The sequence below is a fragment of the Weissella sagaensis genome (genome assembly GCF_005405285.1).
GTDB classification, from domain to species: Bacteria; Bacillota; Bacilli; order Lactobacillales; family Lactobacillaceae; genus Weissella; species Weissella sagaensis.
In genome coordinates, this window is record NZ_BJDT01000002.1 from 145,109 (window position 1) to 158,942 (window position 13,834).

The 13,834-nt window shown below is 36.8% G+C and carries 10 protein-coding genes and 1 tRNA gene; 3 read left to right on the forward strand and 8 right to left on the reverse strand.

All coding sequences use genetic code 11. The features are described 5' to 3' along the window. The first annotated feature begins 149 nt into the window (after positions 1-149). Positions 150-1,070, forward strand: coding sequence for a magnesium transporter CorA family protein (locus tag FFM55_RS03305; protein ID WP_042493015.1), 921 nt, complete (start codon positions 150-152; stop codon positions 1,068-1,070). Positions 1,071-1,137: 67 nt separating this feature from the next. Here FFM55_RS03305 and FFM55_RS03310 read toward each other — a convergent pair whose 3' ends face one another. The 4 genes from FFM55_RS03310 to leuS form a co-directional block, all read right to left on the reverse strand. After that, a complete protein-coding gene (locus FFM55_RS03310; protein ID WP_137600488.1) occupies positions 1,138-2,403 on the reverse strand; it encodes an aminoacyltransferase in 1,266 nt (421 codons plus the stop codon). A 340-nt stretch (positions 2,404-2,743) separates the two neighbouring features. Next, positions 2,744-4,735, reverse strand: coding sequence for a putative polysaccharide biosynthesis protein (locus FFM55_RS03315; protein WP_052348407.1), 1,992 nt, complete (start codon positions 4,733-4,735; stop codon positions 2,744-2,746). Between the two features lie 25 nt (positions 4,736-4,760). Next, positions 4,761-4,833 (reverse strand) — tRNA-Arg (locus tag FFM55_RS03320). Between the two features lie 167 nt (positions 4,834-5,000). Continuing rightward, on the reverse strand, positions 5,001-7,415 hold the full coding sequence (gene leuS / locus FFM55_RS03325; RefSeq protein WP_137600489.1) for a leucine--tRNA ligase: 2,415 nt from the start codon (positions 7,413-7,415) through the stop codon (positions 5,001-5,003). A gap of 157 nt (positions 7,416-7,572) precedes the next feature. Between leuS and FFM55_RS03330 the strand changes: the two genes are divergently transcribed. Further along, positions 7,573-8,265 carry a phosphatase PAP2 family protein gene (locus FFM55_RS03330; protein WP_042493019.1) on the forward strand — a complete coding sequence of 231 codons (693 nt, stop codon included), beginning with the start codon at positions 7,573-7,575 and terminating at the stop codon, positions 8,263-8,265. Further along, positions 8,225-8,737 (forward strand): RsmH family class I SAM-dependent methyltransferase, encoded by a 513-nt coding sequence (locus FFM55_RS03335; protein ID WP_042493020.1) that lies wholly within the window; start codon positions 8,225-8,227, stop codon positions 8,735-8,737. Before FFM55_RS03330 ends, FFM55_RS03335 begins: the two co-directional genes overlap by 41 nt. 69 nt (positions 8,738-8,806) lie before the next feature. Here FFM55_RS03335 and FFM55_RS03340 read toward each other — a convergent pair whose 3' ends face one another. From FFM55_RS03340 to FFM55_RS03355, 4 genes are all read right to left on the reverse strand, one after another. After that, a complete protein-coding gene (locus FFM55_RS03340) occupies positions 8,807-9,685 on the reverse strand; it encodes an ROK family protein (RefSeq protein ID WP_137600490.1) in 879 nt (292 codons plus the stop codon). A 24-nt stretch (positions 9,686-9,709) separates the two neighbouring features. Next, a complete protein-coding gene (locus tag FFM55_RS03345) occupies positions 9,710-11,131 on the reverse strand; it encodes a glycoside hydrolase family 32 protein (RefSeq protein ID WP_137600491.1) in 1,422 nt (473 codons plus the stop codon). Positions 11,132-11,151: 20 nt separating this feature from the next. Beyond that, a complete protein-coding gene (locus tag FFM55_RS03350; protein ID WP_170999651.1) occupies positions 11,152-12,414 on the reverse strand; it encodes an MFS transporter in 1,263 nt (420 codons plus the stop codon). A gap of 170 nt (positions 12,415-12,584) precedes the next feature. Beyond that, complete coding sequence (locus FFM55_RS03355; RefSeq protein WP_137600493.1) at positions 12,585-13,568, reverse strand: LacI family DNA-binding transcriptional regulator; 984 nt, start codon at positions 13,566-13,568, stop codon at positions 12,585-12,587. Positions 13,569-13,834: the final 266 nt, after the last annotated feature.

Below are 13,834 nucleotides of genomic sequence, written 5' to 3' on the forward strand. Positions count from 1 at the left end.
CAATAAAATTTATAGTCAAACCAAAGACCGACAAGCTGCTCATATTCAATGAGTTAGTTTGTCGGTCTTTATATATACCATCTATTTGGTTAAAGTATGATAAAATACTCTAAAAATGTATGAATTAATTAAAGAAAAGAGCCACTCCCATGATTAACAAGCAACCATTATCTGCCAACTCTACTTGGTACCAAATCGATGAATTAACTTCCAACGACCGTGCATGGCTAATAAATTCCCAAAATATTCCAAACGAAATAATAAACTATGCTATCGATCCCTATGAAAGTGCACGCATGGAATTTGATGATGACCATCATTATAATCTAATGATTTTTGACGTTGTTACTCCGACATCAAATCGTGCAACAACTGAACCAATTAGCTTTTTATACAACATTGACCAACCTGATTTGTACATATTTACACGTAAAGAAACTGACTATGTTATTAATTACATCACAGAATTCACCAATAAAGCAGATGAAAATTCACAAATCCAACCCATTGATCTTATTCTCAACGTTGCTGAAAAACTGTCTGATGAATTTATGAAAGTAATTTTAAATATCAATCGGAAACGTCTTTCTATTCAAAGTTCAATCAAGTCAACGAAACCTACTCAACCTGCCATTAATCAATTAATGTCCCTACAAACGGACTTAATTTATTTAATTAATTCATTACAAACTGACTATACATTACTAACAACGCTTAAAAATCATGATCATAACAATCTAAATTCTCGGCAAATCGAACGAATTGAAGATGTTGAGGTAGAACTAAAGCAAGCTTTAGATACTAGCAAACTATCTCAAGAAGTTACCAGTAGTGTTGCGAATGCTTTTGATAATGTTGCCAACGCTAATCTAAATTGGACAATGAAATTATTAACTGTGTCATCAATCGTTTTAACCGTCCCCACAATTATCTCTGGCTTCTTTGGTCAAAACGTCATTCTACCATTAACGCGTGTTAACGATGGTTGGATATACACTATCTTGATTACCGTTATTTTTATGGTTATTATCACACTAATTCTATGGCGTTATGGTTTCTTTAAAAAATAAATAAAACAAAAAAATGTAACAAACGTCGTTTAGAACGGCCTTCGTTACATTTTTTTATTTATTCACACTATCCTCGAGCCAAAATTTTCTTTAAGAAGCGATACACGGCATACTTGGTACTGTTAATCGGCTTAATAAATGAACCAACTTTTTCTTCTGCATGACCAGCAAAACCTTGTTTAAATCCTAATACACCATCAGAACCATCAAACACACCAGAAATACCATAAAAATTATAATTTGGAATTTTACGTGCAACTGCCTGTTTAAACGCGTATTCTTGCACAGCATATGGTCCATAAAAATTCTTATATTCATCATACGTTCCTGAATAAAGGTAAATCATTTCATTAGCTGTCGCCAAGAATAAAGCACCTGCAATGACAACAACATCCTTACCAGCTTCTTGTCGTGCAGTCTGTGCTTGCGCAATTCGTTTCTCATGTTGCTTATGTTGATCAGCATATTCAGCGCGTTGTCGTTTTAACTTTTTATAATTTGGTTTCTCAGAAATGCGTGTATCTAAATTAGCCACAACTTCAGCTAAATGATCACGAGCTTGTTGTTGTCCCTTAATATAGGCTGGAAAATCCATTTCAGCAAACACAAAGTACGCATCATCACCATATTCTTCAAAGACAGTTTCATAAAAATCTAAGTCTTTATCGTGATAGTCTAATCGATTAGCCGTATCTTGCGTTAAAGCCTTAAATGCTGGTAATTCATCTTTGACTAAACGATGCACTTTGATACCAAATTGATCTGTTTTCTTCAAATAATATTTACCATCTTTGGCAAACGATGCCCGTAATGCCTTAGAATCACCACCAGCATCTAATACTGGCTGTAGTGATTTCACATATTGCCAAGATGGTGATGAATTAGTCGTCCAGCCTTGGGTTGCTGGCGTATGTGTAAACCCAATTGCTGTTAGTGCATCAATCACAGTACGATTATCTGTACCAATTTGGTCACCGTCATCATTAAATTTACGATAAATTGCATTTGGCATAATTCGTAAAAATAGACCTCGATGTTCCTTGGCAAACGCCATAACACCTGCAACAAATTCTGTAACTAATTCTTGATTACTAAAATCAATCAACATACCACCGTCAATTTGAAAAAGATTTCCCATTTTAACTGGAATCCATCCCAAAACTGCAGCTGCTTGAACTTTATGATCTTCAACTAAACCAACTAATCTTGTTTGCCAGCCACGACGAGCCAACAGGCGAGCTTGTGAGGCTGTTTGTAAATAACTACCATCAGCATGCGTTTGGGCAAATGCTTCAAATTCTGCCGTTGTTAATTCTTCAAATGAACGTGTCATGTTTAACTCTCATCCTTATCTTCATATATGTTATTTTAAATTATACGCTATCTGCCTTAAATTTTGGCAAACAACTCATAAATCTACGTTTTCCACAGTAAATAGTGTTAAAAATTTTAATAAAAAGTGTCCAAACAAGCAATTTGTATTGGTTTTTTACTATTTTTTTATGGCTTCAAACTTAAATTAAAAATAGTCGGTGGAAATCTAACCATCTTTTCCACCTTTTCACGCGAGTTTTCCACAAACAAGCGATCTTTTGCACAAGTTTTTCCACAGTTTAGCATAAAAAAAGTTGGACTCAATATTTGAGTCCAACTTTATCGTAATATTCATCATTTTATTTTTTCAAATGCAACTTATGTGCTAATTTAACAGCACGAGCACCTAAAATTTCTTCACCAACATGCGTTTTTAAGATAGTAATACCATAAATAACGGTCCCGATCGCACCAGCAATTAGCAACAATAATAATTGTGCTGATTTAGTATCTGGCACAAACAAACCTAACGTGTACGTAATTGGCGTGACAACCGCATACATAATCAAGCTCCAAAACAGAATAACCATGAATGTTGCATTAAAGGATGACCAATCAATATGATATAGCGTTGATAGATGATGAATCGCAATAATCATCCCCACCATAAATGCAATGGTTGTTGCAAGCAATGGTCCCATACCTTGTAGCCAGATGGTTAATGGTATTTGCAAAACAAATTTCAAAATGAAAATTAGTACTAACAGTCTAACTGTATAACCCAATCGTCCTAATCCTTGATAAATTGCTAAAACAACCATATATAAACTCAAGAAAATAGCTGAATAACTAGCAAATTGTAAAATTAAAGTACCATTAGTCAAATCAGATGTTTGATAAAACAAAATATAAAGTGGTCGTGCAATTGCCACCATCCCCAAAACTGCCGGCACCATAACAAACGCTAATAATTTAAAAGCAAATTGAATCTGATGGCCAATATTTTCACGATCACCCAGCTCACGTGCTCTTGAAATCATTGGCAACGCTGTTTCAGACATCCCAACTGCTAGCGACACAACTAACATGACCAACTTATTTGAATTAAAAGCAAATTGGGCATACATTGCTTGCATTGCATCATTCGAAACACTAGTAAAGGCACGTATAATTCTAAAGAATGTATACTGATCAAATACTTGGACTAAGGAAATGGCTGACCCTGCAAAGATAACCGGTACTGATTGTCGTGCCATTCTGATTAAAATAGCACGAGCATCAAATTTCTTAACTTGAACACCCTGCTGGCGTTGTTCACTAAAGAAACGACGCCTACGTAAAATGCCAAATAGTAAAATAATAATCGCTGCCAAAGCACCCCAAAAGGCAGCAAACGTTGATTGGACAGTGGCATCAACCCAGTTACCATGATGTCCGACCATAATCCAATACGTCATGGCCAGCATGTACACGACTCGCACTAGTTGTTCAATAAACTGTGACCAAGCCGATAAAGCCATGAATTCAAACCCTTGCACATAGCCTCGCAACATTGATAGAACCGGAATAATCACAACAGCAGCCGATAAAGCTCTGATAACCCGAACGACGTTAGGATCACCTTGTGATAATAACCCTGCTAACAAATACAATGCTGCACCAGAAACAATGCCTAAAATAGCACCTAAATTTAAAGCTTGCCGGAAAATATGCCGAATTGCTTCATACTGACGCGAAGCACTATATTCAGCAACTAATCGTGCCAAAACGTTAGGCAACCCAGCTGTAGCAATCAGCAAAGCTACACTATAAATTTGATAACCTTGTGAAAATAGTGAATTAGCTAAGTTATAGTACACATTACCAATCATTGCAATCCAAGGAATCACATATAATGCACCTAACAGACGTGATGCTAAGCTACCAATTGTCATCCAAGCTGATCCACGTAACATTCGGGATTTTGCATCCTTCTCTGATTCTACTGGTGGTGTCATTGTTTCTTGATTGGTTACTTCTGGTTGTACAGGCGGCGCTGCAACACTGTTTTTAAACACCTTCTCAGTTACTGGTTGTTTAGTCAGGGGCGTTGCTGAATTGCTAGTGACCGTGTCGGGTACTTCATGTACTTTAAACGTTGCAACCCCATTTTTATGCATTTTAACGTTAGCACTATTTACTGTCAGTGGTTTCGTACGCTCTGACGTTGTATTTTCCGGAGAAAGTGCCTCATCATGCCGCTCATCAAAAATTTCATCAACTTTTTTACCATTAATAATTTGATTTAATTCTTCAAACGTAATATCTCGTCGAAATGGTGAATTTGATTGGGGTGTTTTATCGTCCTTCATGCGTAGTCCCCTTCCTAATATTTAATGACGCTACACAGACTCGAACTGTGATCTAAGACTTAGGAGGTCCTTGTTCTATCCTGTTGAACTATAGCGCCAGTATCAACCCAATATATTATTATACACAATAAATCTCATTGTTTGTAGATGTAATTCACCATATTCAATAATGATAACGTATTTGACCATAAATAACACATAAAAAAATCACTGTGTTCAGACGAATACAGTGATTTCATTTACCTATTACAAATAAATTGTCAAACTAAACAACAAAGTTAACTAGCTTACCAGGTACGGCAATAACTTTCTTTGGTTCAGCACCATCAAGTTGCTTTTGAATAGCTTCTTCGTTAGTAGCAATCGTAATCATTGCTTCACGATCAGCATCAGCAGGAACAGTAACCCGACCACGTAACTTACCATTAACTTGTAAAATTATTTCTATTTCATCAGCTACCAAAGCAGCTTCATCATATGTTGGCCACTTAGCGTACGCAATTGACTCGTCAGCATGTAAGTAGCTCCACAATTCTTCAGTCATGTGTGGCGCAATTGGATTTAACATTTTAATAAATCCTTCAACATATTCAACTGCCAAGTTTTCTTGCTTATAAGCTTCATTGATAAAAATCATCATTTGTGAAACTGCCGTATTAAAACGTAAGTTCTCGTAATCATCAGTTACTTTTTTGACTGTTTCATTGTAGATTTTATCAAGCTTGTGATCATTAACTGTTGTAATGTGATCGCGCAACTTATCTTCATCATCAATAAACAAACGCCAAACGCGATCTAGCCAACGACGTGAACCAGCCAATCCTTCTTCTGACCAAGCAATCGATTGTTCCAAGGGTCCCATGAACATTTCATACAAGCGCAATGTATCTGCACCATATTCATCAACAACATCATCAGGATTAACAACGTTTCCTTTTGACTTTGACATCTTTTCATGGTTTTCACCAAGAATCATTCCTTGATTAGCTAACTTTTGGAATGGTTCCTTCGTATGCACAACGCCTAAGTCGTACAATACCTTGTGCCAGAAACGTGCATATAGCAAATGCAATACCGCATGTTCAGCACCACCGATATACAAATCAACATTTTTCCAGTAAGCTTCTGCTTCTGGTGACACAATTTCTTGATCATTGTGTGGATCCATATAACGTAAGTAGTACCATGATGAACCAGCCCACTGTGGCATCGTGTTCGTTTCACGCTTACCTTTACGGCCATTTTCATCAACAACATTAACCCAATCATCAACATTAACCAATGGTGACTCACCAGTACCAGAAGGCATGATATTGTCAACCTCTGGCAAACGTAATGGTAGTTCTGACTCAGGTACTAATGTTTGTTCGCCATCCTCCCAGTGAATAACAGGAATTGGCTCACCCCAATAACGTTGACGTGAGAAAATCCAATCACGCAAGCGGAAGTTAACCTTCTTATGGCCAGCATGATTTTCTTCTAGCCAATCAATCATCTTTGTAATGGCTTCTTCTTTATCCAAACCGTTTAAGAAGCCAGAATTGATGTGTTCACCATTGCCAGTATAAGCCTCTTTTTCAAGATCACCGCCAGCAATAACAGGACGAATTGGCAAGTCGTATTTCTTAGCAAAATCATAATCACGACTGTCGTGAGCAGAAACTGCCATAATAGCACCCGTTCCGTATGATGCTAAGACATAATCACCAATCCAGATTGGTAATGCTTCACCATTAACTGGGTTAATGGCATAAGCCCCTGTGAACACACCAGTTTTATCTTTATTCAAGTCCGTACGCTCTAAATCTGACTTAGAAGCAATTTCAGCCTTCAAAGCTTCAACAGCATCACGTTGTGCATCACTAACAATCGTTTCAACAAGTTGGTGTTCTGGTGATAGGACCAAATATGTTGCACCAAACAACGTATCAGCACGTGTCGTAAAGACTTCAATTTCATCATCAGTATTTTGTACTTTAAAATTAACTGATGCCCCAATTGAACGACCAATCCAGTGACGTTGTTGTTCCTTAATGGCTTCTGGCCAATCTAAATCTTCCAAATCATCAATTAAACAATCTGCATATGCCGTGATTTTCAAAGCCCATTGGCGCATTGGCACACGATAAACTGGATAACCCCCACGTTCAGTTTTACCATCAATGATTTCCTCATTGGCAACCACTGTTCCACCGTTATAATCAGGGGCCCAGTTAACCATGATTTCATCTTCGTAAGCTAACCCTTTTTTATATAATTGTTCAAAAATCCATTGTGTCCACTTATAATACTTTGGATCTGTTGTGTTAACTTCGCGTGACCAATCATAAGACAACCCCAATGATTTCATTTGGTGACGGAAAGTCTTAACGTTTTTAGCCGTTACCGTTTTTGGATCTTCACCAGTTTTAATGGCGTATTCTTCAGTTGGTAACCCAAAAGCATCAAATCCCATTGGATGTAAAACATTATAGCCTTGCATCCGCTTCATACGTGATACAATGTCCGTCGCCGTATAACCTTCTGGATGACCAACATGCAAGCCTTGACCAGATGGAAATGGAAACATGTCCATTGCAAAAAACTTTTCTTTATCAGTTGCATTTGTTGTTTTAAATGTCTGATTTTCATCCCAAAAATGTTGCCATTTTTTCTCTACTAATTTGTGTTGATATGCCATGATTGATAACCTCACTTTAATAGTCTTACTTTATCAAAAAAAGACCGAGCTTTCAATATTCATAAAGGATTCGTCAAATTAATTCTTATTAATATTTTTAAGACATTTTGTGCTAAACTAATAAAATGAGAAATAAATAAGAAGGAGGTCGCAACAAGTGCACTTACGTAAATTTGATTATTTCCAATTAGCCGTTGCTTTAGGTGGTTTAGCAATCTTTATTATCATGGCATTGGGTTATGTCTACAATCTTGGTTACATTGGCATAATCGATCACTTTGGTTTCCGTTATATTCGTGAACCATTAACCCCTGAAAGATCCTGGTTTTTCCGCAACATTACACGTGCTGGTAACACAAAATGGACTGCTCTCGTCATGGCTATCACCGCCATCATTGCATTATTGATTCGCAAATGGGATGTTGCTGTATTTATGGTTGTCAACGTTGGTGTCTTTGGTGGTGGCGTTATGAGTGTGTTTAAGCATATTTTCAAACGGCCACGCCCCGACATTTATCATGTTATTGAGCAATCAGGTTATTCATTTCCTTCAGGGCATGCGTTAAATGCCATTTTGCTCTATGGTTCATTAATTGTTTTAGTTCATTATTATTTAAAATCTGAAGATAATATTCGCTATGCTTTTATGACTTTGTTTGCGGCTTTAATTATTGCCATTCCTGTTAGTCGTGTCTATTTGGGCGTACACTACTTGTCAGATGTTTTGGCCGGTTTTGGCTTGGGCGTCTTCCTATTAATCATGTCTAAGGAAATTATTTTTAAATATCGTACACGAGAGGTTTTCGAAAATGCGCAAAATTCAAAATCTAGTTCAAATATCACTAAATGAATACCTAAACCCTGGTGACCTCGCGATTGATGCCACTATTCATCATGGGGACATCACTCGTTTTTTAGCTAGTCGTATTGGTGATACTGGCAAACTTTTGGCTTTTTCAGAAAAAAAAGATGAAATCGATGATGTTGCTGCCTCACTATTCTTAAGTGGTCTGAACGACCGAGTTGATTTAATTAATAAAGATTTTTCAAATATTATTAACTACCTAGAACCAACACAGCCCATTGGTGCTGCCATGTTTCAAGTAGATTCCAAAATGGATTTAGCTGCTGTGCAAAATGCTGCTAAGGCCATTTTAATGTTTTTAAAAACAGATGGTTTATTATGTTTGCTAAGTGACGATGCGCAATTGCTAAACACCAGCAAAGCCTACTTTGCAAAACTACCCGCCAATTCTTATAGCGTCTCTTACTATGAAGACCTATTAACTACCGAAAGTGCCCTCGTCATTCAACGGCACTAAAAAAGTCATTGCTTATCTAACTAGTGTGGTCAACATCGTTAGTAAGCAATGACTTTTTGTTTTATCAATTTATTCGATTAACAATGATTTAGCTAAGTAAAAGCATCCTAAGATTCCCGCATTGTCCCCATGTTCAACAGGTACAATATAACGTTCTAAATCATCAACTGGCAAATAATCCGCTAATTGTCGTGCAAATGATTGACGAACCATTGGCAACAAGATTCGACGATGTGGTACACCACCACCAAATACAATCTTATCTGGTCTTAAAATAGTCGTATAAGTTACCAAAGCCTGTGCTAAATAATCTGCTTCAATTTCCCAAGCTACATGATCATCAGGTAAAGACTTAGCTGATTCTTGCCAGCGTTCTTCAATGGCTGGTCCTGAAGCTAATCCTTCTAAACATGTATCGCCATGAAAGGGGCAATGACCGACATATTGGTCTTTAGGATGTTTGCGCATCATAATATGACCAGCCTCAGGATGTGAATGCCCACTTAGTAATTGACCATGTTGAATGATTCCTGCCCCAATACCGGTACCGACCGTTAGATAAACCACATTTTCAACATCTTTTGCGGCGCCGGAAACATACTCTGACCAACCGGCACCATTCACATCTGTCGTCCAATAGTAAGGTATGTCACGCCATGCTTTCATAGCTCCCAAAAAATCATAACCCGACCAACCTCTTTTGGGTGTATCCAAGACATACCCATATGTCCGACTGTGTGGATTAATATCAATTGGACCAAACGCAGCAACACCAATCGCAGCAATATCATCGAATTGATCAAAGAATGTCGTAACTTGCTTAATTGTTGCCGATCCATCTAACGTCGGGAAACTTTCACGTGCAATAACTGTATCTGGATCACTTACATCAGCTACTGCAACAACAAACTTTGTTCCGCCTGCTTCAATTGCTCCTAAAAGTGACATTTTATTTCTCCTATTTTAGTTATGTTAATATTTAACAGCATCTTTCTCTAACTCATACGTGGTCACTTGCACATCATCAAAGTTTATTCTATCTAGGATGATATTTGGATGAATCTCACTATAATACCGTTCTGTAAATACTGTTTCACCATCATTAATAAAAATTTCTGCTGAACTACGATCAATCAATAATTGTAACTTTATTATTGCTGATTCGTTAACGTAAGCTATTCGTTTGTCTATGCGATCAGATCTTGAAATCGTTACCTTATTTTCTTGATGCGCAAATTGTAAGGCTAAGGCCGCATCATCAGCCGCCATAAACGTTATCGTAAAATCTTCATCTGCCTTTAATTGCATTTGAATTTCGTGACTATCAGCATCTGATAGCAATAATTGCGTTGTTGAACCTGATACAAATGATATTTTATTTTTAGTCTGCTTAATCCTTAACTGATCTAGTTCGGCAACCGGTTGCATATAAACATGATTGTCCTTGAGCGTTAATTCACGGGGAAAAGTTAATGCTCCTGCCCAGCCATCTTTTTTCTCAGGCATTTCACTTTCCCACATGGCCATCCAACCAAACATAATGCGTCGACCGTCTGGTGCTAACATGGTCTGGCTAGCATAAAAATCATGACCATGATCAATTTCAACAAACCCACTTCTTTCAAAGTTTGCTGTCGCCACATCCAATTTACCAATCATATATCCTGTTTGATGTAGATTTAAATACTTTTCATGATCAGGTTGCATACCTTGTGGTGACATCAACAAAACATCTTGGTCAGCAAGTGAAAAGATATCTGGACACTCCCACATATAACCTTCTGTAGCGACTGATTGCGATTGCGCGATTGTACCTTCATAATGCCAACTCAACAAATCTTTTGATGAATAAAGCAATACGCGCCCTACTTTTGAATCTAGCGTTTGCCCACCAAGAATTACATAATAAGTGTCGTCGCTTTGCCAAAGTTTTGGATCACGGAAATTAGCTGTATTATCACGGGGTGGCGTTGAAATAACTGGATTATTTGCATATTTTTCAAAATTAAGTCCATCTTCGCTAACAGCAATATTTTGATCCTCATAGAAGTCATCATCATCACCACTATCGCCAAAATGATGTCCTGTGTACATCAAATACAATTTATCATCTTTAACAAGCGCACTTCCTGAAAAAATACCGTTCTTAGAAATTGGTTTTTCCGGTGATAATGCAATTGGCAATGATTCCCAATGAACAAGATCTAAACTACGGGCATGCCCCCAATGCATTGGTCCCCATTCTGCACTGTACGGATGGTATTGATAGAAAATATGATAATACCCTTTAAAATAAACAAAACCGTTTGGATCATTAATCCAACCTGATGGTGCTGCCACATGAAAATTAGGACGATAACGTGGATTAGTTACTTGTATTAATTTTTCAGTCATTATGTCAAATTCCTTTCTTCTTAAGCAGCTGGCTTAACTAATGGCTCACCATTTACATCTTGATCATCTCTTTTAATCATAAAGAATGCATAAACACCGGCAATGGCCACAATAACCGTAATGATATGGAAAGTTGTTGCGTAGCCTGAGTTATCTCGTAACATTCCTAATGGTGTTGAAAGAACAACTTGACCTAATTGAGCCGCAACCTGAAAACCAATCATATATAAAGTAGCTGATAACTTGGTTTCAAAATGTAATGTGAAATATCTAAAAATCGATAAAATAAAGAGTGGTGTTTCAAAAGAATGTAGCATTTTAACAAATGAAATCGCAACTGGATTATCAATAAATCCGCATAGGCCGATACGAATTGCCATAATTGTGATTCCTAGTAATAGCGTGTTACGTACGCCAATCTTATTCATAATAATGGGGACAATTCCCATCATAATAGCTTCTACAAAAACTTGGATTGAATTTAAATTACCATACATTTGTTGTCCTTGAGCAACTGACCCAAACAAACCTGCATAAAAGCTTGGGAACATTTGTTGATCAAACACTGTATAAAATGTCCATGTAAAAAAGATTAGAATAATAACAATCCAAAGATCACGTAACTTCAATAAGGAAAACATTTCCTTAACACTAGGTACTGACGTTTGTGTTGCTTGGTTGCTACGCTTTTTTTCTTCTCGCTCTGCTTTAGGCACCCAAAGACAAACATTTAACAGTAATAGCACACCAAAAATTGAACCAATCCAAAAATTTAAATCAGGATTAATAACAAATAAATGTCCTGCCAATAGTGCTACCACTGCGTAACCAAATGATCCCCAAGCACGTGCTTGACCGTATTCAAACTTAAATACCCGACTAAATCGCTCTATTAAAGCTTCATAGATACCCGTAGTTGCTAAAAAGCCTGCTGACAAGAAAATTGAACCCACTACCAACCCAATTGTAAAATTACTATTCAACATGGGTTCATATGCGTAAATAAAAAATGGCCCTACTAGCGCTGCACAGATACCACTAAATATTAGCAAATGTCTTTTAATTCCCAATTTATCTTGTAATGCCCCATAAAAGAACATCAAAATTAATGTCACTAATGAATTAGCAGAATAAATTGTCCCCACAGCACTACCGTTTAAATTCAAACCACTTTTAGATGTTAACCATAATTGAAAAAATGACCACCAAATCCCCCAGGATGCAAAGTACAAAAACATTGTTACCGAACTTTGAAGATAAGATTCATTTTTAAAAGCTTTCATATATTTTGACACAAGATAGTCCCCCTTCGAATAAACAAAAAATCGTGTCATGTAACTAAAACAAAAATGTAATCGCTTTCACAATTGATATTATAAACCGGGTTTCTGGAGTATGTCAACCGGTTGATATAAAGCGACAAAAAAAAGACCAGTTACCTGGTCTCTCAAAACTATCTGTTACTTGTTTCCCCTTCCCACAAATCGACAGGTAGTATATATTCCAATTCCGTCTTCGTTCCCGAAATCCGTTTTAATAAAACATCAACGGCTACTTTAGCCATTTCTTCAATTGGCTGAACAATTGTCGTTAATTCAGGCACCATATTTCTCATGAGTTCAGTACCATCATATCCGACAACCAATAAATCAGCAGGAATATTTTGGCCACGTTCCTTTGCAATTGACATCACAATGCCTGCATCGACATCATTTGAAACAAATATCGCTTCCATATCTGGATATATCTCAAATAGTTCATTATAACGTTGCTTTTTCTCAGCAAACGATAACCTAAAATCAATTGTGAAAGTATGTGGCTCTAATCCATAATCGGTCATGACCTTTTCATAAGCAGTACGCCGTCGCTGTGCTGGTGTTTCTAACGAACTTGGTCCATTTGTATGAATAATACGTGTAACACCAGCATTAATTAGTCGTTGTGTTGCTAAAATACCACCTTTATAATTATCAGATTCAACAATTGGAATATCACTATTCATAACACGATCAATTGCCACAACTGGTAGATGACTATATTTATACTCAGCAATCCCCTGATTATGTGTTCCCAAAATTAAACCGTCTACTTGTCCTGCTAATAATTGATTTAAATAATCCGTTTCTTTATGTGTATCCTGCAATGAATTACCAATAATTACTTTAAAATCTCGTTGATATAATTCATACTCTAAATAATTTACTAACTCACCAAAAAAAGGATTTGACACAGTTGGGAAAATAAGCCCAATCAATCCCGTCTTTTGCTTAAACAATTGCCGTGCGGCTGCATTTGGTTGATAATTTAATGTTTCCATTGCATCATGTACTTTTTCAAGCGTTTTCTCACTTAAATAGCCACGATTATTAAGCACATGAGAGGCTGTTGTTTTTGATACACCCGCTAATTTTGCGACATCTTCTAACTTAGGTTTCATTATACTAACCGTGCTTACCTTTCAAAAATTATCTTGTATAAGCTTATTATATCAAAGCTCACCAGTCATACGCTTTGATTTTGACCATCTAGATTCTCCAAAAATGCATGCTCTATTAGAAATCAAATAATCATTTTCATCAATAAGCCTTAACAATTTTTATTAATTATATAACAGAAAAACCGTCAGACTAACAACATTGCGCTGTCGCTTGACGGTACTCAAACATATTCAAAATCGACTTTTATTGTGCTTTGGCTTGCGCC

What these genes read in the sequence shown, in the direction of transcription:
- FFM55_RS03305 (WP_042493015.1), top strand. Translation starts at nt 150, where the DNA reads ATGATTAACAAGCAACCATTATCTGCCAACTCTACTTGGTACCAAATC.
- FFM55_RS03310 (WP_137600488.1), bottom strand. Translation starts at nt 2,403, where the DNA reads ATGACACGTTCATTTGAAGAATTAACAACGGCAGAATTTGAAGCATTT.
- FFM55_RS03315 (WP_052348407.1), bottom strand. Translation starts at nt 4,735, where the DNA reads ATGAAGGACGATAAAACACCCCAATCAAATTCACCATTTCGACGAGAT.
- leuS (WP_137600489.1), bottom strand. Translation starts at nt 7,415, where the DNA reads ATGGCATATCAACACAAATTAGTAGAGAAAAAATGGCAACATTTTTGG.
- FFM55_RS03335 (WP_042493020.1), top strand. Translation starts at nt 8,225, where the DNA reads ATGCGCAAAATTCAAAATCTAGTTCAAATATCACTAAATGAATACCTA.
- FFM55_RS03340 (WP_137600490.1), bottom strand. Translation starts at nt 9,685, where the DNA reads ATGTCACTTTTAGGAGCAATTGAAGCAGGCGGAACAAAGTTTGTTGTT.
- FFM55_RS03345 (WP_137600491.1), bottom strand. Translation starts at nt 11,131, where the DNA reads ATGACTGAAAAATTAATACAAGTAACTAATCCACGTTATCGTCCTAAT.
- FFM55_RS03350 (WP_170999651.1), bottom strand. Translation starts at nt 12,414, where the DNA reads ATGAAAGCTTTTAAAAATGAATCTTATCTTCAAAGTTCGGTAACAATG.
- FFM55_RS03355 (WP_137600493.1), bottom strand. Translation starts at nt 13,568, where the DNA reads ATGAAACCTAAGTTAGAAGATGTCGCAAAATTAGCGGGTGTATCAAAA.